General features: G+C 48.8%; 23 protein-coding genes. 12 read left to right on the top strand and 11 right to left on the bottom strand.

What is annotated here, in order from left to right; translation table 11 throughout:
- Window positions 1–359 precede the first annotated feature (359 nt).
- Window positions 360–1,061 (bottom strand): pentapeptide repeat-containing protein, encoded by a 702-nt coding sequence (locus JOY44_RS17105; RefSeq protein WP_171574827.1) that lies wholly within the window; start codon window positions 1,059–1,061, stop codon window positions 360–362.
- A gap of 218 nt (window positions 1,062–1,279) precedes the next feature.
- Between JOY44_RS17105 and JOY44_RS17100 the strand changes: the two genes are divergently transcribed.
- Window positions 1,280–1,420: a hypothetical protein gene (locus JOY44_RS17100; RefSeq protein WP_171574826.1), complete on the top strand. Its 141-nt coding sequence runs from the start codon at window positions 1,280–1,282 to the stop codon at window positions 1,418–1,420.
- Here JOY44_RS17100 and JOY44_RS17095 read toward each other — a convergent pair.
- Window positions 1,392–2,275, bottom strand: a protein-coding gene (locus JOY44_RS17095) for an IS630 family transposase (RefSeq protein WP_197985220.1) whose coding sequence is annotated in 2 segments (ribosomal slippage) — window positions 1,392–1,946 and window positions 1,949–2,275 — 882 coding nt in all. Because the reading frame shifts where the segments join, the coding sequence is not laid out codon by codon here. The two genes, JOY44_RS17100 and JOY44_RS17095, sit on opposite strands and share 29 nt — an antisense overlap.
- A gap of 56 nt (window positions 2,276–2,331) precedes the next feature.
- Between JOY44_RS17095 and JOY44_RS17090 the strand changes: the two genes are divergently transcribed.
- Window positions 2,332–2,736: a helix-turn-helix domain-containing protein gene (locus JOY44_RS17090; RefSeq protein ID WP_171574825.1), complete on the top strand. Its 405-nt coding sequence runs from the start codon at window positions 2,332–2,334 to the stop codon at window positions 2,734–2,736.
- Complete coding sequence (locus JOY44_RS17085) at window positions 2,733–3,308, top strand: IS630 family transposase (protein WP_171575927.1); 576 nt, start codon at window positions 2,733–2,735, stop codon at window positions 3,306–3,308. Before JOY44_RS17090 ends, JOY44_RS17085 begins: the two co-directional genes overlap by 4 nt.
- Before the next feature lie 402 nt (window positions 3,309–3,710).
- Here the strand turns inward: JOY44_RS17085 and purH are convergent, their stop codons facing one another.
- Together purH and JOY44_RS17075 are read right to left on the bottom strand one after the other, a co-directional pair.
- On the bottom strand, window positions 3,711–5,285 hold the full coding sequence (gene purH / locus JOY44_RS17080) for a bifunctional phosphoribosylaminoimidazolecarboxamide formyltransferase/IMP cyclohydrolase (protein WP_171574824.1): 1,575 nt from the start codon (window positions 5,283–5,285) through the stop codon (window positions 3,711–3,713).
- Window positions 5,286–5,395: 110 nt separating this feature from the next.
- On the bottom strand, window positions 5,396–5,806 hold the full coding sequence (locus JOY44_RS17075) for a hypothetical protein (RefSeq protein ID WP_171574823.1): 411 nt from the start codon (window positions 5,804–5,806) through the stop codon (window positions 5,396–5,398).
- Between the two features lie 137 nt (window positions 5,807–5,943).
- Between JOY44_RS17075 and JOY44_RS17070 the strand changes: the two genes are divergently transcribed.
- The 3 genes from JOY44_RS17070 to coaBC all read left to right on the top strand — a co-directional run bounded on the left by JOY44_RS17070 (window position 5,944) and on the right by coaBC (window position 8,240).
- Entirely contained in the window at window positions 5,944–6,609 is a 666-nt protein-coding gene (locus JOY44_RS17070) for an alpha/beta hydrolase (RefSeq protein WP_171574822.1), read from the top strand.
- A gap of 115 nt (window positions 6,610–6,724) precedes the next feature.
- Window positions 6,725–6,937 (top strand): DUF2555 domain-containing protein, encoded by a 213-nt coding sequence (locus tag JOY44_RS17065; protein WP_171574821.1) that lies wholly within the window; start codon window positions 6,725–6,727, stop codon window positions 6,935–6,937.
- A gap of 76 nt (window positions 6,938–7,013) precedes the next feature.
- A complete protein-coding gene (gene coaBC / locus JOY44_RS17060) occupies window positions 7,014–8,240 on the top strand; it encodes a bifunctional phosphopantothenoylcysteine decarboxylase/phosphopantothenate--cysteine ligase CoaBC (RefSeq protein WP_171574820.1) in 1,227 nt (408 codons plus the stop codon).
- Window positions 8,241–8,294: 54 nt separating this feature from the next.
- On the opposite strand, the gene JOY44_RS17055 is transcribed toward coaBC, so the two are convergent.
- The 4 genes from JOY44_RS17055 to gcvP form a co-directional block, all read right to left on the bottom strand.
- A complete protein-coding gene (locus JOY44_RS17055) occupies window positions 8,295–9,701 on the bottom strand; it encodes an acetamidase/formamidase family protein (protein WP_171574819.1) in 1,407 nt (468 codons plus the stop codon).
- 150 nt (window positions 9,702–9,851) lie between these two features.
- On the bottom strand, window positions 9,852–10,256 hold the full coding sequence (locus JOY44_RS17050; protein ID WP_171574818.1) for a type II toxin-antitoxin system VapC family toxin: 405 nt from the start codon (window positions 10,254–10,256) through the stop codon (window positions 9,852–9,854).
- On the bottom strand, window positions 10,256–10,498 hold the full coding sequence (locus tag JOY44_RS17045; protein ID WP_171574817.1) for a hypothetical protein: 243 nt from the start codon (window positions 10,496–10,498) through the stop codon (window positions 10,256–10,258). The genes JOY44_RS17050 and JOY44_RS17045 overlap by 1 nt, the downstream gene beginning before the upstream one ends.
- Before the next feature lie 47 nt (window positions 10,499–10,545).
- Window positions 10,546–13,623: an aminomethyl-transferring glycine dehydrogenase gene (gene gcvP, locus JOY44_RS17040; RefSeq protein ID WP_322091352.1), complete on the bottom strand. Its 3,078-nt coding sequence runs from the start codon at window positions 13,621–13,623 to the stop codon at window positions 10,546–10,548.
- 65 nt (window positions 13,624–13,688) lie between these two features.
- On the opposite strand from gcvP, the gene JOY44_RS17035 reads away from it, so the two are divergent.
- The 5 genes from JOY44_RS17035 to JOY44_RS17015 all read left to right on the top strand — a co-directional run bounded on the left by JOY44_RS17035 (window position 13,689) and on the right by JOY44_RS17015 (window position 17,154).
- Window positions 13,689–13,961: a hypothetical protein gene (locus tag JOY44_RS17035; RefSeq protein ID WP_171574816.1), complete on the top strand. Its 273-nt coding sequence runs from the start codon at window positions 13,689–13,691 to the stop codon at window positions 13,959–13,961.
- The gene (locus JOY44_RS17030; protein ID WP_171574815.1) at window positions 13,958–14,653 is read left to right on the top strand and encodes an energy-coupling factor ABC transporter ATP-binding protein; all 696 of its coding nucleotides are present in this window, start codon (window positions 13,958–13,960) and stop codon (window positions 14,651–14,653) included. The genes JOY44_RS17035 and JOY44_RS17030 overlap by 4 nt, the downstream gene beginning before the upstream one ends.
- A gap of 170 nt (window positions 14,654–14,823) precedes the next feature.
- Window positions 14,824–15,375: an NYN domain-containing protein gene (locus JOY44_RS17025; protein WP_171574814.1), complete on the top strand. Its 552-nt coding sequence runs from the start codon at window positions 14,824–14,826 to the stop codon at window positions 15,373–15,375.
- A gap of 36 nt (window positions 15,376–15,411) precedes the next feature.
- Window positions 15,412–15,990, top strand: a complete 579-nt coding sequence (locus JOY44_RS17020; RefSeq protein ID WP_197985516.1) for a peroxiredoxin — start codon at window positions 15,412–15,414, stop codon at window positions 15,988–15,990.
- 222 nt (window positions 15,991–16,212) lie between these two features.
- Complete coding sequence (locus tag JOY44_RS17015) at window positions 16,213–17,154, top strand: sensor domain-containing diguanylate cyclase (protein ID WP_171574813.1); 942 nt, start codon at window positions 16,213–16,215, stop codon at window positions 17,152–17,154.
- 752 nt (window positions 17,155–17,906) lie between these two features.
- Here the strand turns inward: JOY44_RS17015 and JOY44_RS17005 are convergent.
- Window positions 17,907–18,884, bottom strand: coding sequence for a toll/interleukin-1 receptor domain-containing protein (locus JOY44_RS17005; protein ID WP_171574810.1), 978 nt, complete (start codon window positions 18,882–18,884; stop codon window positions 17,907–17,909).
- Window positions 18,885–18,901: 17 nt separating this feature from the next.
- The gene (locus JOY44_RS17000; protein ID WP_171574809.1) at window positions 18,902–19,399 is read right to left on the bottom strand and encodes a hypothetical protein; all 498 of its coding nucleotides are present in this window, start codon (window positions 19,397–19,399) and stop codon (window positions 18,902–18,904) included.
- Between the two features lie 339 nt (window positions 19,400–19,738).
- On the opposite strand from JOY44_RS17000, the gene JOY44_RS16995 reads away from it, so the two are divergent.
- Window positions 19,739–19,924 (top strand): hypothetical protein, encoded by a 186-nt coding sequence (locus tag JOY44_RS16995; RefSeq protein WP_171574808.1) that lies wholly within the window; start codon window positions 19,739–19,741, stop codon window positions 19,922–19,924.
- A 45-nt stretch (window positions 19,925–19,969) separates the two neighbouring features.
- On the opposite strand, the gene lpxD is transcribed toward JOY44_RS16995, so the two are convergent.
- The gene (gene lpxD / locus JOY44_RS16990; RefSeq protein WP_171574807.1) at window positions 19,970–21,046 is read right to left on the bottom strand and encodes a UDP-3-O-(3-hydroxymyristoyl)glucosamine N-acyltransferase; all 1,077 of its coding nucleotides are present in this window, start codon (window positions 21,044–21,046) and stop codon (window positions 19,970–19,972) included.
- Between the last annotated feature and the right edge of the window lie 13 nt (window positions 21,047–21,059).

Raw genomic sequence — 21,059 nt, 5'->3', positions numbered from 1 at the left:
AGGGTGAGATAATCGCCCTCCCAGTTTTCATCAAAATTTGCCTAATTGGGCTGAAAAATTAGTAATGGAATGGGTGGCGCTTTACCAAAAAGACTTGTTACAGATGTGGTCTGACTAAGAGTTTCGTAAACTTCCACCTTTGAAATAACTGTGAGTTTGATTGATGAAGCCTCCTAAGATTATTTCTGCTCAAGCAATTGATGACCATACCTTACAGATTGAGAGGAGGTATTCAGGTTTGACTAATTATATTCATGCTGGCACTTGCCCCAAGTGACGAGGAGGGTGATCACCTAGGGCAAATGCCGCTAACATTTCAATCCTGCCGCTCAATTAATCTTGTAGTAGAAAAATTATTGTCAAGACATCCGCAGGAAAGCTGTGATAGTACCTTCCAAGATGGCTTGGTCTAAATCTACGCCTTCCAACAAAGCTTCACACAGAATGGCTTCACTGAAATCTGTGCCAACCAGGATTGCCTGACTGAGGTTTGCCAGTTCTAGATTGGAATTTCGTAGGCTGGCATCTTTAAGGTTGGCTCCCTCGAAATTCGCACCCATCAGTTTCGATTCAATCAACCTCGCCCGCTCCAGATTTGCTCGAATAAATTTTGCACCCGTCAGATTAGATTCACTGAGATTTGCGTTGTGCAGATCCGCCGCCTGTAAATCTGCTGCGATCAGTTTGCTATCGGTCAAGTTAGCAGATCGCACCGTCGAGCCGATTAAATTTGTGCCGATCAGATTCGAGCCTTTGAGGGTCGCCATATCCAGGTTTGCCCAGGACAAATCTGCCAGAATCAAGCTTGCCCAAGACAGTTCTACGCTGATGAGGTTGGCTCCAATTAGGTTGGCTTCATTTAAGTTAGCGCCCCGACAATTGGCAAATCCTAATTTTGCTCCTCTGAGGTCGGTATTTTTGAGATAAGCCTCGCGTAAATCTGCATTAATTAGGTTAATGTCCGGGAGAATTGCCCCCTCTAGGTTCACATCCCTCAGGAGTGCTTCATGGAAATCTCGTTCACCAGCGGCGTAGCGCTCCAGTAGTTGGTTTGCGTCCATGCTTTTGTTCTCCCAAGTTTTGATAGGTTCAGGTTAAATCAAGCATTGCGATTAGGTAACAGCAAAATCGCCAACAAAGTAAGGGTAAGTTCACTAATCCTAGACTAGTTGAAATCTGGGGATTTTCCATTAAGTTTGCTTAGGCACCTCTGATACCAAATTGAAAAAAGGGAGTAACAAATGGGAGACTAAGTTCTACCGTGTGGAGAACAACAGCAATGGTGGGTGTCACTCGCATCAAAATCCAGGAAACAGTGGCAGAACTAGAAGCTCTGATTCAACAGCAATCAAATCCAAACCGGAAAGAGCGGTTGCAAGTGTTGTATAGCGCTACGCATGAATGTTGGAACACTGATTGAACGCAGCATCGACACACTCACGAAAGCTATCAAACTCATCCCACCGTTGCCTCATCCAATTCTTAAGCACAAACCACCAATGCTCAATCTGATTGAAGTCAGGAGAGTAGGCAGGCAGATACCAAAGCTCACAGTCAGCCGCTGCTACCCTGTCCTCAATGCTTTGAGAATGGTGAAAACTAGCATTATCGATGACGATGACATCTCCTGGCTGCAGTTGCGGTAATAGACACTCCTCTAACCACACCTCAAACAAATCCCGGTTACACGAGCCGATAAACGTCAGCGGTGCAAAAAGCTTCCCCTGTTTAAGTGCCGCAATCCAACTGACTCTCTCGGTGCGTTTGCCCGACTTGAGGGCATGAAAGCGGTGTCCAATCTCGCAGTAGCCATAGGGATACTCGTCTCGATTATCAACGCCTGCTTCGTCGACATAAACCATCTGAGCCGCTGTCTTGGTCTTCAATCGCGCTTGAAACTCTTGGCGCTTAAGCTCATCTCGCTCTTGATACCCGTACGTCTTTTTTTTCGACTGATTCCCAGCTTTTGCAACGCATCACTGATGTTTTGTTGCGTCACACCCTCTCCCCATAAAGTTGCCATTTGCCCTTGGGTCTTGCCGCCATGCTCTTGCACAAACTCCCTAAACCGTTGCCAATCGGTGATTTTATGTCTACACCCCTGCTGATAGTTGCGTATGGCTCCACACTTCCCGGTTTGGGCTTCTCGTTTGAGCCACTGGTCTAAGGTATTGCGGCTGATATTTAACATCCGGCTGACTTCGGTTTTACGGTCTCCTCGTTTGACTGCTGCAATTGCTTTCTGACGAAGGTCGTCACTGTAGGGGGCTGGCATAAAAGGTCATTGATATTCTTTGCAATCTTAACTATACGTCCTCATAAGATTTCGTAGTGCTATACTTGCTGAAGTTAGCGGATGCCAGGAGTATTAGTGCGATTGCAAAAGTGGTCGGGCGGCACCGGGGGAGTGTGCAACGCTGGTTGAGCCAGTATCGGGAAGCGGGACTGAACGGATTGCTCGAAACTCGCCAAAGTTCAGGACGACCGCAGGTGATTCCAGGGTGGGCGCTCAAGAGCCTGCAACGACGATTGGATGACCCTGAAACAGGCTTTGGCAGCTACACACAAGTGCAGCAATGGTTATCAGAGACCTTGAACGTAGAAGCCGAGTATGCCACCGTGCATCATCTGGTGCGCTACCGCTTGGGTGCGAAGTTGAAAGCCGCCCGTCCGGTTCATGCCAAGCAGAACCCAGAAGCCCTTGAGGCCTTTAAGCAAACCTCAGCGACGACCTGATTCTGCTCAAACAGTATGCAACGCTAGTAAAACCGGAGTTTGAACGGATTCGCTACTTCGCTCAGGATGAAAGTCGATTTGGGTTGAAAACGACAGTTGGACGATTGATCACGAGCTTAGGAGTCAAACCACTAGGCAGTTGGCAATGGCAGTTCAAAGCCTTTTGGATCTATGGTGCGGTGGAACCGACCACCGGAGAGCAGTTCTTTTTGCAATTTACCCATGTCGATAGTGAATGCTATCAGCTTTTCCTCGACCAATTTTCGCAAGCCTATCCAGATAGCCTCAACATCCTCCAAGTCGATAACGGAGCCTTTCATAAAGCCAAAGACCTGGTGATTCCAGACAATATCATGCTGCTGTTTCAACCGCCTTACTGCCCTGAGTTGAATCCCATTGAGCGGTTGTGGCAGCACTTGAAGAAGGATTTGCGCTGGGCACTGTTCAAGAACCTAACTCAACTACAAACGAAAGTGGACAAATTGATTGCCGATTTAACGACCAAAACCGTTGCTTCTCTGACTGGCTTTAGCTTTATTGTAGATGCACTATCTGTCGCAGGCATTTTTTGATTTGGTATGAAATCAAACCCTTGGAAAAGTCCTGCGATCACCGTTTAATTCATCATTGATCTGCTGAACCAAGGCTGGAACGCCAACGAAATCCTCCGCAACTACCCCGTACCTAGTATTACCCCAGATATATCCAAGCAAGCCTCAGCTATGCCAGTGCAGCGCTCAAAGCCGAAAAAGTCGCCATTCCTGCCTAGTGTATGGTCGCGCTTCATGATGACTGGGCTGGGCAGTTCCACGTTGTATGAAGATGACAAAATCCGCATGAGAGATCTTTAAGCGCGATCACTCTCATCCCCAGAAACCAAGGTTTTTGCAGCAGAACTGGGCGAATGGGATGATTTGAGGCAGAACCCTGATTTCTTAAACCTTGTTCGGTAGAGGCATCGTTCAATAGTCCAGTTAGTGCAAAAAGTGGCGAGTTCCAGTCAGCATCATGACGATGCCCAGTTCATTTGCGGCGATGATTGAGTCTTGGTCGCGCAGGCTACCGCCTGGTTGAACGATCGCCTGAATGCCAGCTGCCGCAGCCATGCGAACCGAATCATCAAAGGGGAAAAAGCCATCGCTAGCCAAAATAGCTGCTTGAGCCTTTTCGCCTGCCTGTTCTAAGGCAAGTTTGACCGATCCGATCCGATTCATTTGCCCAGCACCCACTCCCAAGGTGGCGCGATCGCGAGTTACCACGATCGCATTTGATTTCACATGTTTGCAAACCTTCCAGGCAAACAGCAGTTCTTCTAGCTGAGCAGGCGTGGGCTGTTTCTCAGTTGCAACCGTCCATGCCTGCGGATCAACCGCCTGATCATCACTGGTTTGTGCTAAAAAGCCACCCGCGATCGCCTTCACCGTATAGTCTTCACCTTTCGCCAAATCAGGCAGCACCAATACCCGCACTTTAGACTTCGCTGCCAAAATCTCCTGTGCTTCAGGGTCACAACCAGGAGCCACCACGCATTCCAAAAAGGTTTTGGTCAGTAACAGTGCCGTTGGACCATCAATCGGACGGCTCAATACGACAATGCCTCCAAACGCAGAAATAGGATCAGCATTGAATGCTTTTTCATAAGCTTCCGCGATCGTGTGTCCCAAAGCCGCCCCACAGGGATTTGTATGTTTCAAAATAGCGGCAGCAGGGGGAGTTTGCGGCTCCACAAACTCCGCAATCAGCCGTCGTGCGGCTTCTAAATCAACCAGGTTGTTATAGCTCAGTTCCTTACCTTGCAGTTTGGTTGCCGCTGCCCAACCGCTTGCGATTGCCCCAGTTTGATACCAGGCAGCCGGTTGATGAGGATTTTCGCCATAGCGTAAGGGTTGAAGCTGCTGCCCTGTGAGGGTGAAATTGGGTGAAAGGTCGCGTGCTTCCGGTTGCTCACCCAGATCGACAGCGGATTGTTCTAAAAGATAAGCGGAAATTGCCTGGTCATATTCGCCCGTATATTGGAATACCCGTAAAGCAGCCTGTTGCCGGAATTCTAACGCGACCTCACCGCTACTCTGGCGGAGTTCTTGTAGGTAGGGAGTGTATTGGCTGGGCTGACAGAGTACGGTCAGATGGGCGTAGTTTTTTGCCGAAGCCCGCAGCATTGCCGGACCGCCAATATCAATTTGCTCGATCGCCTCTGCAAGAAATACATCAGGACGGGCGATCGTTGCTGTAAAGGGGTACAAATTCACTACAACCAGATCAATCGGTCGAATGTCTTGGGCTGCCAAATCTGCCATATCGGCTGGCATATCTCGCCGTGCCAAAATACCGCCATGAATTCGAGGGTGTAACGTTTTGACTCGTCCGCCCAAGATTTCTGGTGAACCCGTGTAATCGGATACTTTAGTAACAGGCAAACCGGCTTCCTGCAAAACTTTTGCCGTGCCGCCACTGCTGATGAGATCAAACTTAAATTCTTCAACCAGAGAACGGGCAAACTCTACTAATCCCGTTTTATCTGATACGCTCATCAGCGCTAGACGTGCCATGCTCACAATTCCCACTAAACCTTTCTCTTGAGTTTAGCGGACGAGCGCATACGGGTTCAAAAATAGGGATTTAAATCAAGAGGTTAGGGTTCAAGGGTTAGGGACAGGAACTACTTCTGTTCCATCTGGCGTTTCATTTGATCTCGTGCAGTCTGCAAAATGGTGCGGAGTCCTGCTTTTTGCTGATTATCTAACCGCCAGAACGTCGAAAATTGCTGGCGTAAATTTTCCGTGCGGACTGCATCTGGACGTTTTAGCTTGCCGGGATCAAAACCACTCGAAATCACGGACTCTAGCTGGTCAAAAGCAAATTCGCTAATGGTTGAGAGCGCTTTTTGCTGCTGAGTATTTAACCGGATGGTTTTCTCCAGTTCGCCAATTTCAGAGGATTGGGTCGGTGCAGGAGCCGGAACAGGAATAGAAACTGTTTGAGCCATTGCGCTAAAACTAGACAGACAGGACAATCCAACAGCGATCGCGCTAGCAAAACCAGAGATGATCACAGACGGTTTTAGTTTCATGGCTTAAAGATAGATTAGGTTTCTAACGACTAGAGACTAACAGATGGCGTATCGAATGCGCCCCAGATGAGCAGCCAAACAATTAAGATGCATCTTACCCCTGACTCAGTAAACTCAGAAAAGTTTCGGAAAAATTCATGTCAACCACGCTCTACACCATTTCTGTGCCACCTAAAAGTGGACAACCACCGCAAGGAGTCATCGTGCTGCTTCATGGCTGGGGTTCTAACTGCCAGGATATCGCTGCGCTGGCAAACTACATGGATTTGCCAGACTATCAATTGATGTTTCCTGACGCACCCTTCCCCCATCCTTATAATCCCGTGGGCAAGATGTGGTATGCCTTGCCGCAAGACTACAGCTTTTTGGGAAAACCAGAATTTGGCGATCGCGCTGACCTTTCCACCAGCCGCCAGCGACTGATTGAATTCTTGACCCATCTTACGCAAACTTCCAATGTTCCCCTCTCTCGCACTATCTTGGGCGGATTTTCCCAGGGTGGTGCAATGACTTTGGATGTGGGTGTGCGGCTGCCGCTCGCAGGTTTGATGATTCTAAGTGGCTACCTTCATGCCCCGCTACAACCTCCGCAGACTCCCCTGCCACCAACCTTAATGATCCACGGCAGGCAAGATCAGGTCGTGCCGTTGCCAGCAGCCCACCAGGCGCGCGCGCGCTTACAAGCCCTGGGCGTAACTCCCCAGTATCAGGAATATGATATGGGACACGAAATTCAGCCGATGGTGTTGAACCAGATGCAAAGTTTTGTTAAAGAGTTACTGCCAAGCCTTAATAAGCCGTGAATATTCAGTCTGACCCTAATTAAGTCGGCTAAGATAAGCAAGGACGAATACGGATAGCCTGAAGCGTCTTGGGTTTTCATTAAGCTTTGAACACTGCAACCCGGAGGTGCCAGTCATGCCAGCATTACATTTAGAAAGAGAAAAGGTTTCCAGCTTGACTGAGAAGGACGTTGCAGAACTGGCAGCTCGGTTAGAGCAAGATGATTACTCCGACGCCTTTGAAGGTCTAAAGGATTGGCACTTGTTACGGGCGATCGCGTTTGAACGTCCTGAGATGGTGGAGCCTTACCTTTACCTGCTCGACATGGAAGCTTACGACGAAGCGTAAAAAGCTAAAAATTTGTGATTGCAGATTTGAGAGCCTGGACTGATGATGAACTCATTGGTCTAGGCTCTCAAGTTTTATGCAGGGTTCTCGCGTTTTAGTGGGTGTGGGGGGTGGAATTGCGGCCTATAAAGTGTGCGAAGTCGTTTCAGCCCTGGCAAAAGAGGGTGTCCAAGTCCGCACGGTGCTAACGGATGCTGCCCAGGAATTTGTCACACCACTCACCTTTGCCACGTTGAGTCGGCATGCATCCTATAGCGATCGCGATTTTTGGCAGCCCGTTCACGGTCGTCCATTGCACATTGAGCTAGGAGAATGGGCAGACATTTTTCTGCTGGCACCCCTAACGGCAAACACGTTGGCGAAGCTGGCACATGGCATGGCAGATAATTTATTAACTAACACGGTGCTAGCCTCCACTTGCCCCGTGCTGCTAGCGCCAGCCATGAACACCGATATGTGGGAGCAGGCAGCAGTGCAGCGCAACTGGCAGCAAGTCCAGCAAGATCCGCGCTATCACACCCTTGCACCTGGATCTGGGCTGTTGGCGTGCGATCGCGTGGGTGCCGGACGCATGGCAGAACCCGCTGAAATTTTGCCGTATGTGCGATCTCTACTGCAAACTAAGGGCGATCGCTCTCTGGCAGGTAAACATATTCTAATTAGCAGCGGCGGCACACGAGAATTTCTTGATCCTGTGCGATTCATCGGCAATCCCTCCACCGGAAAAATGGGGATTGCCTTAGCCCAAGCCGCTTTGCATCGCGGTGCTAAGGTAACCCTAGTACATGCTCCCTCAACCGCGATCGACACCGTTCGTGCACTAGCAGGCGTGCGATGCATTGCCGTGAAAACGGCAGCAGAAATGCGGCAAGCAATGCTAGACCATCTCTCTCAGGCAGACTGGACGATTATGGCGGCGGCAGTGGCCGATGTGAAACCTGCCTATTACAGTCCCGAAAAATTGCCCAAGTCTGCGCTGCCAACAAACCTGCCGTTGGCACCAGTCCCAGACATTGTGGCAGAGTTGGCATCTCTAAAACAGCCCCATCAACGGCTAATTGGCTTTGCTGCCCAAACGGGAGACATTGTTACGCCAGCAAAAGAAAAGCTGGAAAGAAAGCAGCTAGACGCGATCGCTGCCAACCCAATTGACCAGCCCAACAGCGGCTTTGGCAGCGATACAAATCAGGCAGTGTTCCTTGATCGCCATGGACGACAGCACCACATCGATCAGCCATGCAGCAAACTAACCATGGCGCATCAACTGCTCAACTTCATCCAAGCGATGCCAGAGCATGGCTAATTACTGATTTGCCATCCTGACAATAGTGCGACCGTTGGAGGACAGCCGTTTGGATTACGCGATCGGTTTCGATTTGATGCGTTTTTTCTCAAACATCGCCTTGGGGATAATTCCATGCACCCCCCAGTTGGCATCAACGACTTGGGTAATGGCAAAGTCACCGCTCACCGTCATTAGAGAATAAGCTTCATCCTCAGTCAAATTCATTCCATTCATCAAAAAGTCTCGTAGCTGAGTGGAACAGTTTTTCAAGGCTGGATCAAGCGATGACATTTGGAAGATCTTGGTCTGAGCTTCGGGACCTAACTCTGCTAAGTAGTTCCGGAAGGTAAAACCATGCACAATCCACGAATCGGGGGTTTCCAGCAAGGGATAATCCACTTTGTCTAAGATCGTGCCTGTGAGTGCTGCTTTTTTGTGTAAGACAAATTGAAAGGTGCCGACGAGTGAAGTTTCGATCGCAGTGCCATTCAGTTCGGAATCTCCCTGAGTCGCATGAGCATCGCCAGCTGAGAAGAGTGCCCCCGGAACCGACACGGGATAGTACATTGAAGTGCCAGCCGCCACATGACGATCATCGATGTTGCCACCAAAATAGCCGGGAGGAATCGAATTCACAATGTCGGCTTCTTTAGGAGCTAAGCCCATCGCCCCAATGTGCAGCCGCAAAGGCACCTTCACCCCATTCAGGACATCCATTGTTTCTTTGACTTTGCCGTGGTCTACGATAATGCCGGGATAATCAATCGTGCCATGGCTTTTGCCATCGGGTGTGGTTTGGTTTGTCCACCGAAAGCTATAAGCTGCTGTTGCCCACTGTTGTTTGCCAGTCGCATCCATTTCGTAAATCGTGATGACTTCCCGTGGCTTTGGTTCTTGGGACAGGTTCTTGTAATGAAAACCCCACCAGGCGGCGGCGTTGGAGCCAAATGTTTTACCAGGATAACGAGGATTACCACTCGGTTTCAGTTTCAAATCAACAATGCGAACTTCTAACAAATCTCCAGGTTCGGCATCGCAGACGTACACGGGGCCCGTGAGGATGTGGACCCCCGGACCGCGATCACTCACTCCTTTTTCAGTCGCAGTCCAGCGGTAAATACTTTCAATTCCTGGATCACCTTGAATCATCCGGGCATAATCATCGCCAGCATGGTGAGTAATCAGATCCATCGTGACGTAGTCTTTAGATTGAACCGCTAGGACAGGCGGTGATTTCTTGCTAAAGAATCCCCACTGTACGGTGTTGGCATTGCCAGTGATTTGATAGCGATTGGAAGATGCACTCTTCTTGGTGCAACCAGCCGTTGCTTGAGCTGGCCGCGTTGTGATCGGCGACATAGCTTTTGGTTCCGCCGCTTTCACACTGAGAAAAGGTGAAAAATTAGCTAGTGTAATCAGCAGCAGCCCCAAGATGCCACTCAGCAGAAAGAATCTTTTCCGTTTACGACCCCACACCATACCCTTTAATTCCCTGTAGCGAATAATACTTTGAATAGCAGGGAGTCTAAGGGAAATGTAAAGCAGTGTTGGTATTCCAGGTTACATCTGGGCGCGATCGCTGAGCCTCAAAACACCTGTGCGATCCTCTTGCCGATGCAGCTAAGCAAATTATAACCGTCGCCAATTTTCGGTCTGTAGCCCAGGGACTCGATCAAATTCTCGCGGGTTCGCAGTGACCATCAGTAGATGATATTGCAGAGCAGTTGTAGCAATCAAAACATCATAAGCACCAATCGGTTGTCCTTGAGTTTTGAGAATGGCACGAATTTGAGCCGCTTGCTCAGCTTCCGAGGTGGTGAAAGGAAGAATTGTCACAGAAGCAAGAAAACTGGCGATCGTAGGCTCAACTTTTTGAGCGCGTTGAGGATTCAACGCTAAGCCATAGCGTAACTCCATGACCGTGATTGTAGAAACTGCAATGTCAGCAGGTGACGTTTGCTTGAGTCTGGTTTGAGTGCCGGGTTCACCTTTGATGAAATCGCTGATGACGCAGGTATCGAGTAGATAGTGCATCAGAATAAATCCGATTCACACGGCGGCAGGAGGTCATCACGATAGGACTCGAAGGCGGGAAAGTCAGGTATTCCTTTATAGGACAACACGACATCCGACCACAGGGAAGCTGAACCAGAGGTCGCTTGGGTTCGCTGGCGTAAGGTTTCGAGGATGAGAGTTTGGAGCGGAACATTCAACTGAGCGGCTTGACGGATCAAGTCTTGCTCCAGATCGGTCGGTAGGTCGATCATAATTTGCATCAATGTTCTCCATTCGTCTTATTGATCGCAACGCTCACTCACAGGAATCACTGGTAGGATTCCATGGGTGGACAGGTGCAAACCAGGTTGCGATCGCCGTAGGCCTGATCAATCCGTCCCACAGACGCCCAAAATTTGTTCTCCCGCGTCCATGGGGTGGGGTAGACCGCCTGCTGACGTGAGTAAGGATGGTTCCACTCTTCAGTTAGGGCGATCGCGGTGTGGGGTGCGTTTTTCAGCAGGTTGTCTTGGCGATCAACGTTGCCCTCTTCAATCGCGCGGATTTCGGTACGAATGGCGATCATGGCATCGCAGAAGCGATCGATCTCTACCTTCGATTCGCTTTCCGTCGGTTCCACCATGATTGTACCTGCCACAGGCCACGACACCGTGGGCGGGTGAAAGCCATAGTCAATCAGCCGTTTCGCAATATCATCGACATCAATATCCGCTGTTTTTTTGAACTGGCGCAGGTCAAGAATGCACTCATGGGCAACCAAACCCTGTTTACCCTTGTATAGCACTGAGTAGTGTCCTTCTAGTCGCTTGGCAATGTAGTTGGCATTCAAAATAGCAACCTGGGTCGCTTTTGTAAGTCCTTCCGCACCCATTGCAGCAATGTAAACCCAGGAAATCGGCAAGATGCTGGGGCTGCCCCACGGTGCGGCTGAAACGGCACCAATGCCCTGTTTGCCGCCAACCTGCACCAATGGATGATTGGGTAGAAATGACACCAAATGTTTTGCCACGCCAATGGGACCCATGCCGGGACCACCACCGCCGTGAGGAATGCAGAATGTTTTATGTAAATTCAAGTGGCAGACATCGGCACCAAAATCACCGGGGCGACAAATGCCCACTTGAGCGTTCAAATTGGCACCATCCATATAAACCTGTCCGCCATTGGCATGGGCGATCGCGCAGATTTCCTGAATGCCCTCTTCAAATACACCATGGGTCGAAGGATAGGTCACCATCAGAGCCGAAAGCGTTTCTTGGTGCTGCTCCGCCTTTGACTGCAAATCGGCAACGTCAATGTTGCCATTGGAATCACATGCCACAGGCACTACTTTCATGCCTGCCATGACAGCACTTGCAGGATTGGTGCCATGCGCCGATGTGGGAATCAGGCAAACATGGCGATGTCCCTCTCCCCTCGATTCATGGTATTGCCGAATCACCAACAAACCAGCATATTCGCCTTGAGAGCCAGCATTCGGCTGAAGAGAAATACCCGCAAAGCCCGTGATTTCTGCCAGCCAATGCTCGAGCTGGTCAAACAACGTTTGATAACCGTTCGTTTGCTCCGTCGGCGCAAACGGGTGGATTTGCCCAAACTCTGCCCAAGTAACGGGCAACATTTCGGATGTGGCATTCAGCTTCATGGTGCAAGACCCCAAGGGAATCATTGCTGTTGCCAGGGATAAATCTTTGGTTTGCAAGCGATACATATATCGCAGCAACTCGGTTTCAGAATGATAGGAATTGAAAACAGGATGAGTCAGATAGGGCGTAGTCCGCTGAAGTGCAGCGGGAATAACGGCATAAAGTGAAGACGAATGGAAGAGATCCTCTGGCGTAAAGTGAACGCCCTGTTCCCCCGCAAAGACTTGGAAGAGGGCAAGCAGATCGTCGGTAGACACCGTCTCATCTAAAGAAACGCCGATCGCACGATCGCTCAGTTGGCGCAAGTTGATGTGATGAGAGTGGGCGCGCCTAATGATGTTGTGAATGCGATCGCTGCCTACATCGATCCGTAGCGTATCAAAGTAAGCTTCAGAATCAAGCGTGTAGCCTAATCGCTTCAAACCACCTGCTAGCAAAATTGTTAGGTGATGAACCCGCGCACCAATATTTCGCAGTCCTTCAGGTCCGTGATAGACCGCATACATGCCGGCGATGATGGCAAGCAGCACTTGAGCGGTGCAGATGTTGCTGGTGGCTTTATCCCGTCGGATGTGTTGTTCGCGAGTTTGCAGCGCCAGACGCAGAGCCGGTTGACCCTGTGCATCTTTAGAAACGCCAACTAAGCGACCAGGCAGTTGGCGCTTAAAGGCTTCTTTTGTGGCAAAGTAAGCGGCATGAGGTCCGCCATAGCCTAAGGGCACACCGAAGCGTTGGGTGTTGCCAACAGCGATATCGGCTCCAAATTCACCGGGAGGCTTGAGCAAGGTGAGGCAGAGCAAATCAGCGGCGACGATGACTAAAGCTCCAGCAGTGTGAGCGCGATCGCAAAACTCATGATAGTCAAAAACCGTGCCATCCGTCGCAGGATATTGCAACAGCGCACCAAAAATCGGCTGGTCGAATAGGAAAGTTTCATGGTCGCCGATGATCACCTCCAGTCCCAAAGCTTTGGCGCGAGTTTGTACGACTGCGATCGTTTGAGGATGGCAAGCGTTGGAAATCCAGAAAGTTTTAATATCGGTCTTGCAATGTCCATAGCTCATGGACATTGCTTCTGCCGCAGCGGTCCCTTCATCCAATAGAGAGGCATTGGCAATTTGTAGCCCGGTCAAATCAGTCACCATCGTTTGGAAGTTCAGCAAGGCTTCCAATCTGCCCTGAGCAATTTCGGGCTGGTAGGGCGTGTATTGGGTATACCAACCAGGGTTCTCCAAGATGTTGCGCTGAATCACGGGCGGGGTAATGCAGTTGTGATATCCCATCCCAATGAAAGAGCGGAACACCTGATTCTCTTGAGCAATTTCCTTGAGTTCTTGCAGTAGCTCATATTCCCCTTTTTCGGCTTCCAGTTTCAAAGGGGCTTTCATCCGAATCGACTGAGGCACCGTTGCACTAATCAATCCCTCTAGATCACTGAAACCAAGTAGGGTCAGCATTTTAGAGATGTCAGCATCGTCTGGACCGATATGCCGCTGTACAAAGGAATCAGTGTATGCGAGAGGATTGGACAACGCAGCATGCAACGATGCCTCAGTTGTTATGGGTAGGCTGTTGTCATCGCGATCGCGGCTATTGGCTAGCGTGCTATCTGAAAGTACACTGGTTTGATCCATTGGACGCTCTAACATAGATGGGGAGTGTTGGGTGAAGGTGATCCAGTTACAAGAATGCTTTTCACAGACTTTAACATCTTGCCCGATTTCTAGGGGTGTCGGCACAGTTGGGGCGAGATTTGCGATACTGGTCTTGGTTGAATAATTTGGTTCTTGTACGGATACGCTACATGTTTATTATTGATGTCACGTTAAAGAGTACGCCGATTACATTGTCGGTGCAGCGCAAAAACTCGGAAGATGCAGAAGCGTCTTATCAGCAGGTAGTCGAAGCCATGAAATCGGGTGAGCACCACTTGATTGAGCTAGTGTGTGAACATCAGGCTGGCAAGAAAATTAGCATTATAGGTAGCGAGATTACGGCAGTGCAGCTATACGAAAAATCGGGCGCAGGCACTTCTTCTGGCAAGCCACCGGGCTTCAGCTTTGCAGTGGCAGAATGACGACGATCGCCCCTACAAGTGACGCTATCGCGATTCAGGTTCAAGATTTGCACTTTCATTGGCACAAAGGCAGCGTGGTCTTGGATGGCTGCTGCCTGGATGTGCCAAAAGGTGAATTTTGGATGCTGCTGGGCACAAATGGTAGCGGTAAATCAACGCTTTTGAAGCTGCTGGCAGGGTTGCTGCAACCTGAATCTGGATCGATCAAACCCTTACCCAAACTGGGGTTTGTTTTTCAAAATCCCGATCACCAACTGGTGATGCCCAGTGTGGGGGCGGATGTCGCCTTTGGATTAGCAGCCGAACAGTTAACAGCAATACAGGTAAGGCAGCGAGTTCACGATGCCTTGACTGCTGTAAACTTGCAGGCTTTGATCCAGCGTCCGATTTATGCACTCAGCGGTGGGCAAAAGCAACGAGTCGCGATCGCGGGGGCGATCGCTCGTCAATGTGACGTGGTGCTGTTTGATGAACCCACGGCCCTACTTGACCTTGACAGCCAACGAGAACTGGTTGCCCAAGTGCAGCGCTTAGTCAAAGAGCGGGGACTAACTGCTCTGTGGGTAACTCACCGATTAGACGAACTGGATTATTGCGATGGTGCATTTTTGCTAGAAGGCGGTAAGGTGATTGACCAAGGCAATCCACAACGTCTACGCGATCGGATGATGAATGAGAAGAGCGAGGGCTGAGAGGCGTGAGGTGAATGCCGAGGAACGAATGACGAACAACGAATTAAAACAAGCGATCGCCTTGTCTCTTGAACCTCCAAAACCTGAAGCCTGTGATACCGGATACCTGACAAAATAGCGATACACTGGAGCTACGCTCAGCACACCTTAACCAGTTCCTACTTGCTGCCATGCCGCGCTCCACACCGCTGGCGATTTTATTAGTTGACGGCTACAACGTAGTCGGCAGTTGGGCTGAGCTAAAACAAATTCGCGATCGCGATGGGCTAGAAGAGGCACGGCGACAACTAATTGAAGTATTAACAAATTACAGCGCCTATCAAGATTTCGACACGCGCCTTGTGTTTGATGCTCAATATCGAGATATTCCTAGTACTCGCGAAGTCATCACCAGCAATCTTGCAGTGTGCTATACCGATTTTGGGCAAACAGCCGATACATTTATTGAAAAAGCTTGCGCTGCCTTTCGCAATGACGTTCGCAAGTTTCATCAGCGGTTGATTGTGGCAACGTCGGATCGGGCACAGCGGTTGACCGTTGTGGGCTATGGCGCAGAATGCATATCGGTCGAACAGCTTGCATTGGATGTTCATGCCGCAACCCTTCAGGTAAAACGCAAGAAAAAGCCCACTCAGAAAAGCGCCGGGCGATTTTTAGCGCATTGCCTTGACCCAGAAGCCCAAAAAAAGCTGACTCAAATGCGCTTTGGCAAAACCGAGTAAAACTAGGCGCGTTCATTTAACTTACCCTGTAAACTTATGTTAAGTAGTTGTTCGGGTAGTTTGAACATGGTGCGATCGCTGTTCTCTTCGGTTTTAGCTCTGTGCCTGATGATGTTTTCAGTTTTGAGTCCTGCCAGTGCTGCTCATGCTTTAGGTGGTCCCTTACCACCGCTCAACCAACCCGCCCCAGAATTTTCGCTGCCCAGTAACATCAGCGATCGCGCCATTTCTCTTAAAGACTATCGCGGCAAGTGGGTGGTAGCTTACTTTTATCCCAAAGATTTCACGTCGGGCTGCACGTTGGAAGCTCAGCGATTTCAAGCAGACCTGCCCAAATACCTGAGCAAAAACACACAGATTTTAGGAATCAGCGTCGATTCCGTCGATTCCCACGTCGAGTTCTGCGATTCTGAAGGGCTAAAGTTTCCACTACTAGCCGATGAAGACGGAGCGGTCAGCAAAGCCTACGGCGCTTGGCTAGCACCCATGTCTTTGCGAAACACCTATATTGTCGACCCGACTGGTGTTTTGCGTGCCACTTTCACAGGCGTGCGTCCGGTCATTCACAGTGCAGAAGTCCTGCAAAAACTAGACGAGTTGCAGCAAGTCGGATAGTCACCGATCAACAAACTATGTATTTCCAAATCATTTCTACTTAACAGCACTTTTTTGTAAAGAAAGATCAGTGCCTGTAGCCAGGGATCTCATCTTCGGGATGACTTAAAAATACATCTTCCCGAAGTTGTTGAATTTGCTGCATGAATTACGTAAGGCAAACCTTGTGGTTACTTCCAATTCGGTCAAGTATGCACTTCGCTACAGGCAGCTTAAGTACCCATGCTCGACATCCAATCTTTCTCAGGTTTTGATTCCGCTGCTCGTGCTGTTTTAGGGTTCCTTCAGGAACGCATCGGATTTGATCTATGGATGGTTACTCGCACCGAAGGGCAAGACTGGATTGTTTTGCAAGCGAGTGATCATGGATATGGAGTAGAAGAAGGGGATGTGTTTCGCTGGGCGGATTCATTCTGTTGCCAAATGGTAGCGGGCCATGGTCCTCGGATTGCGCCTTGCTCTGATGCCATACTTGCTTACGCGATCGCCCCCATTGGCAGACAAGTTCAAATTGGTGCCTATATTGGAGTTCCCTTAACCTATAGCGATGGCTCATTGTTTGGAACCCTCTGTGCGATTCATCCCTCTCCGCAAACAGAAGCAATTACTGACAATCTTGACTTGGTGGAATTGCTGGCAAAACTGCTGAGTACAATTCTCAATGTTGATCTCTATGCAGCGAAACAGACTCGCTTCGCCGAACGGGCAATAGCCGAGGCCATGAGCGATGCTTTAACTAGCCTCTATAATCGCCGAGGTTGGGAAAACCTGTTGGCAAGCGAAGAAACCCGATGTCAGCAACTGGGCTATCCGGCTTGTGTGATTTTGCTTGACTTGGATGGCTTGAAGCAGGTGAATGATGCTCAAGGACATGCAAACGGCGATGAGTTGCTGAAGCAAACGGCTCAAGCGCTGTTGAGCGCAGTGCGTCGGCAAGATGTAGTGGCGCGGCTGGGCGGAGATGAATTTGCAATTTTGGCGGTGGAGTGCGATCGCGCAGCAGGCAGTCTGCTGATGGAACGAATTCAAACCAGTTTAATGGCTGTTCAGGTAAAAGCATCGTTAGGGATTGCCCAACGAGATCCAAGTTCAGGACTCTTTCAGGCGTGGGTGGAAGCAGATCAAGCAATGTATGTTTGCAAAAGAAGTCACTCAAAAGTTTAGGGACTGATGTATCAAACAAGTTCACTCTAGAAAAGTCTGTAGTCACCCGCGATAATCAAAACAGCTCTAAGTCATTCATTAAGGGCGATCGCTCCCTAGCGCTTGAATAAACTGAACTACTACAGCGATCGTTAGCAATTAACCAGCATATCTTCAGGTCATCAAATAAGGCTGTTCACATCTACGCAGTCGATGAATGCACTTTTAGCGTCATTGATCGTTCTTTTTTCGAAAAACCTCCGGAGCAAAACAAAGACCTATCGTATAGTATACAAGTACTATACAGTTCAACCTATGTCACGGAATAATAGTTCGCAAGCAACCTCAAAAGACGAGCTTTGCGAAAAACTTAGAGATCTGGTTGTGGAAAAACAGCAAGTAAAGGAGCAGATTAGAGAAGTAGACAAGCAAATTGATCAACTACAAAACAAAACAAGTCAAGCAGGATAAATCCATGTTTTTTTACCGCAACTTGACTTTTAGGAGCTTAACTTGAAATTTAAGCCGAAAAATTTCTGCTTCTCCGGATATTTCTAAATCGACTAGCAAGTATGGGGTGTAGTAAATCCTAGAGACTTGTTATGACTGATGAAGAATTCTCAGCCCTGATTAATGAAAAGCAGAGCTTAAAGTGGAGGCTTAGAGAAATGACTAGAAGCATAGAGGAAATTCAGAGAATTCTAAATAGAGTAGATGAAATTGATCGACAACTTGGCGTATAAATTCAGCTCAGTAATATAGCTGCTATAGCGTTAGAAGTAAGCCTGAAGTCTTTCACATAATTCATCGAAATGCTCTTCGAGCTTACTTTTCTGAGAAGATTCAACGTTGTCATTTGGAATATTTTCTTTGAGAATTCTGAAGACTTCTCTATATACATCGGGGGAGGCATGATCGTAAACATCAAAATCTGCAAAGGTAGGAGGGGTCTGAGGCTCTCGCAAAAAGAGTTTATTATCCTTTGACAAGGAGAGGTAAATTAACTCCAAATAGCTTTCCAACTGAAAATAAAAATCGTCTAAATTTCCTTTTTCTTCAGCTTCTCTTCTTAGACTTTGAAAGCTCCGAAGTGCTATTCTTCCATATCTCTCAGCTAGAAGTCTTCTGCCGGATAACCAATGCAAGAGAATATCTAGACCCGGTTCAACACTATCTTTCTTTAGAGAGAGTGTTACGCGTTCAATCTCTAATTCTACTGCTTCGAGTTTTTTCTCTAGTAGGCTTTTTCGTACGAGAAGATCATCAATAGTTGAGTCGAATCTAGGTTCTCGATTAGAAGAAACAGAAGTTAGATCGCGACTGCTAGACTTCTTAATGCTTTTTACTAACTTTTCTATAAAGATGCCAACGTCTTGATAATTCTCTATTTTTAGCCACGAACGTCCGCCTAAAAAGAGAAATTCTGCTGATTCTAAAAAGTCCTCACTTACACAAGGTAATACAACCGGAATCACACGAGATCCATTTCTAATGGATTGTTGAATTAGAACTCTTTGTTCATCTTGTTGCCATTTTCCAAGCCCATGTCTTCCAATAAAGAAAGCAGCGCACGTACTGTTTTTTATTGCAAGTTGAAGTTCATCAAGGATCAAATCTCCTCCTAAAATTTGATCTTTATCTAGCCATGGACTCAAACCCTGTTCTTCAAGGCTTTCAGCAATTTCTTCAACTAACTCCTTATCTTTACTGTTGTGAGCAAGAAAAACATCGAATTTGGGCTGACCACTCATTATTCAATTGCTCCTAGCTACTGTTCGACTCCTGCAATTTTTGCCAGCGCGATCGCATATTGCTCTAAATCGCTCCGCAACTCCGTTAACTCTTGACGCATCTGGGCAACTTCCGACCAGTTCTGCTCATGCACCTTTTTGCTCACGTTGCTAGCGCGCTGCACTTCCCATTCCTCTAGTGTGGGGTGCCAGCGGGCCATAAACGGACGCAAGCCATTGTTCAAAACCGCGATCGCGATTCCCCCCACAGAATGCCGCGATGCGCCCACCTTCGGACCCGCTGATCTCAATACCTCTCGCGTTGTGCCAAACAGCGTATACAGTGAATTTAGCGCCTCCCGCAGCAGCCCCTGCTCCGTTCCTAGTGATTGCACTGCGATGCGCGTGACCAATTCCACATACAGTGACCATGCCGCATTTTGCTCGGTCGGGTCAGCTTGCCACTTCGCAGAGCCAATGCCAAACGGCAAGCTTACAGATACTTCTTTCAAAACCGCAGGAGCTTGCTTTGCCATTAAAACTTTTAATTCCTAATTGGTGGGTAAATTTGAAATACTAATCAGGTATCAAATTGAATTGACAAAAGAATTATATCGATGTGCCAGTATTTACTGTTGTGAGATGTGTCACATAATACTCACTCATCTATCGCTTTTGCGGCTTTGTTTTTTCTATAGAAAGAGACTATGGATGAGGATCTTATTCAACAAGTCTGTGAAATCGCCCAAGCACTCTACAACGACAGATAGCAACAAAGGTCGAAAAAACAGTGGGGTATCACCAAGCTTTACAACGGATATTTCCACGGACTGACCAGCCAACTCTTCAAGCTGCACACCACACTAGATCGCTTCGTGATACAAGCTTACGGTTTCAACCCAAACGATGACTTGCTCGAAGATTTACTCGAAGATTTACTCGAAGATTTGCTGGCGTTAAACTTATTAATTGGCAAAGAAAGAGAACGGACAAAGCGATCGCTTGTTTTCCGCTCCGCTCTAAAGAGGTGGAGTTCCCAAACGTATCAAGAGTTTTTATAGCAGCAGAGATTTGGGATGCGTTTGCCCTAATGCTTAAACCCGGCATTATTCCATCTCCGCCTTTATGCGATCGCGCTCCAATTCGTCAACTCGTTTTTGCAATTGCTTGAGCGTTTGATACATATCAGGTAAGCGACTATAAATTGCCGACGACTTGAGATAAATTTTGTGTTCCACACAGGGATAGCCGGAAACCACCTGTCCGGGATCAACGGTGCCATGTACACCTGTTTTAGAAGACGCGATCGCGCCATCGCCAATCTTGGCATCATTCGCTACGCCCACCTGCCCTGCCAAAATGACGCGATTGCCTACTTCCACGCCGCCAGCCAAGCCCACCTGCGCCGCAAATGCACAGCCAAAGCCAATCTGAGCGCCATGCCCAATATGCACAAGATTGTCGAGCTTGGTCTGTCGCGCAATCCGGGTTTCGCCCACCGCCGGACGATCAATCGTGGAGTTGCAGCCCACTTCCACGCCGTCTTCTAACACCACGCAGCCCGACTGCTGCATCTTGTACCAGCCCTGCGCCGTGGGTACAAAGCCAAACCCCTCTGCCCCAATCACCGCTCCCGGTTGAACCACACAGTCCGTTCCCAGGCGGGTGCGCTCGTGAATCGTGCAGTTGGCGTGGAGAATGACGCGATCGCCAATTTGGGCATCGGGATAAATCACCACGTTGGGATGAATGCACGCTTGATTGCCAATGGTCACATTTGCTTGAATCACCACATGCGCGCCAATCGCCACTTCTGTCCCAATTTTTGCCGTCGGATGAATCACAGCGGTTGGGTGAATCTCTGGCTCTGGCTGAAAAGGTTGATAGAACACCGCGATCGCTTGGGCAAACATTAGCCGAGGTTCTGTGGTTTCGATCCAGACAATGCTCCGCTTCGTAGCAGCGGCTTGTAAGGCTTGATTGCGGGGCAAAATGAGAGCGATCGCGCAAGTTGTTTCGATTTGGGCTGCAAACTTCGCTCCATCGATGTAGCTCAGTTGCCCTAACGTTGCTTCGTCCACCGCCGCTACTCCAGTAATATCTGGATCGGGGGCATTATCTAAGCCAAGACTGGTGCGTTCCACTGACACCCCTAGCCGCTGGACAACTTCGCTAAATTTCATCGATTTCAACCTG

The organism is Leptolyngbya sp. Cla-17, from assembly GCF_016807185.1.
GTDB lineage: Bacteria > Cyanobacteriota > Cyanobacteriia > Leptolyngbyales > Leptolyngbyaceae > ULC077BIN1.
Note: the sequence above shows the minus strand (reverse complement) of the source record. Positions and strands in the feature narration are given on the sequence as shown.

Excerpts from the sequence above, each read along its gene's own strand:
- lpxD (WP_171574807.1), bottom strand. The coding sequence starts at position 21,046 with ATGAAATTTAGCGAAGTTGTCCAGCGGCTAGGGGTGTCAGTGGAACGC.
- JOY44_RS17000 (WP_171574809.1), bottom strand. The coding sequence starts at position 19,399 with ATGGCAAAGCAAGCTCCTGCGGTTTTGAAAGAAGTATCTGTAAGCTTG.
- JOY44_RS17025 (WP_171574814.1), top strand. The coding sequence starts at position 14,824 with ATGCCGCGCTCCACACCGCTGGCGATTTTATTAGTTGACGGCTACAAC.
- JOY44_RS17075 (WP_171574823.1), bottom strand. The coding sequence starts at position 5,806 with ATGAAACTAAAACCGTCTGTGATCATCTCTGGTTTTGCTAGCGCGATC.
- JOY44_RS17020 (WP_197985516.1), top strand. The coding sequence starts at position 15,412 with ATGTTAAGTAGTTGTTCGGGTAGTTTGAACATGGTGCGATCGCTGTTC.
- JOY44_RS17065 (WP_171574821.1), top strand. The coding sequence starts at position 6,725 with ATGCCAGCATTACATTTAGAAAGAGAAAAGGTTTCCAGCTTGACTGAG.
- JOY44_RS17035 (WP_171574816.1), top strand. The coding sequence starts at position 13,689 with ATGTTTATTATTGATGTCACGTTAAAGAGTACGCCGATTACATTGTCG.
- JOY44_RS17015 (WP_171574813.1), top strand. The coding sequence starts at position 16,213 with ATGCTCGACATCCAATCTTTCTCAGGTTTTGATTCCGCTGCTCGTGCT.
- JOY44_RS17050 (WP_171574818.1), bottom strand. The coding sequence starts at position 10,256 with ATGCACTATCTACTCGATACCTGCGTCATCAGCGATTTCATCAAAGGT.
- JOY44_RS17045 (WP_171574817.1), bottom strand. The coding sequence starts at position 10,498 with ATGCAAATTATGATCGACCTACCGACCGATCTGGAGCAAGACTTGATC.
- JOY44_RS17100 (WP_171574826.1), top strand. The coding sequence starts at position 1,280 with ATGGTGGGTGTCACTCGCATCAAAATCCAGGAAACAGTGGCAGAACTA.
- purH (WP_171574824.1), bottom strand. The coding sequence starts at position 5,285 with ATGGCACGTCTAGCGCTGATGAGCGTATCAGATAAAACGGGATTAGTA.
- JOY44_RS17005 (WP_171574810.1), bottom strand. The coding sequence starts at position 18,884 with ATGAGTGGTCAGCCCAAATTCGATGTTTTTCTTGCTCACAACAGTAAA.
- coaBC (WP_171574820.1), top strand. The coding sequence starts at position 7,014 with ATGCAGGGTTCTCGCGTTTTAGTGGGTGTGGGGGGTGGAATTGCGGCC.
- JOY44_RS17055 (WP_171574819.1), bottom strand. The coding sequence starts at position 9,701 with ATGGTGTGGGGTCGTAAACGGAAAAGATTCTTTCTGCTGAGTGGCATC.
- JOY44_RS17070 (WP_171574822.1), top strand. The coding sequence starts at position 5,944 with ATGTCAACCACGCTCTACACCATTTCTGTGCCACCTAAAAGTGGACAA.
- JOY44_RS17105 (WP_171574827.1), bottom strand. The coding sequence starts at position 1,061 with ATGGACGCAAACCAACTACTGGAGCGCTACGCCGCTGGTGAACGAGAT.
- JOY44_RS17030 (WP_171574815.1), top strand. The coding sequence starts at position 13,958 with ATGACGACGATCGCCCCTACAAGTGACGCTATCGCGATTCAGGTTCAA.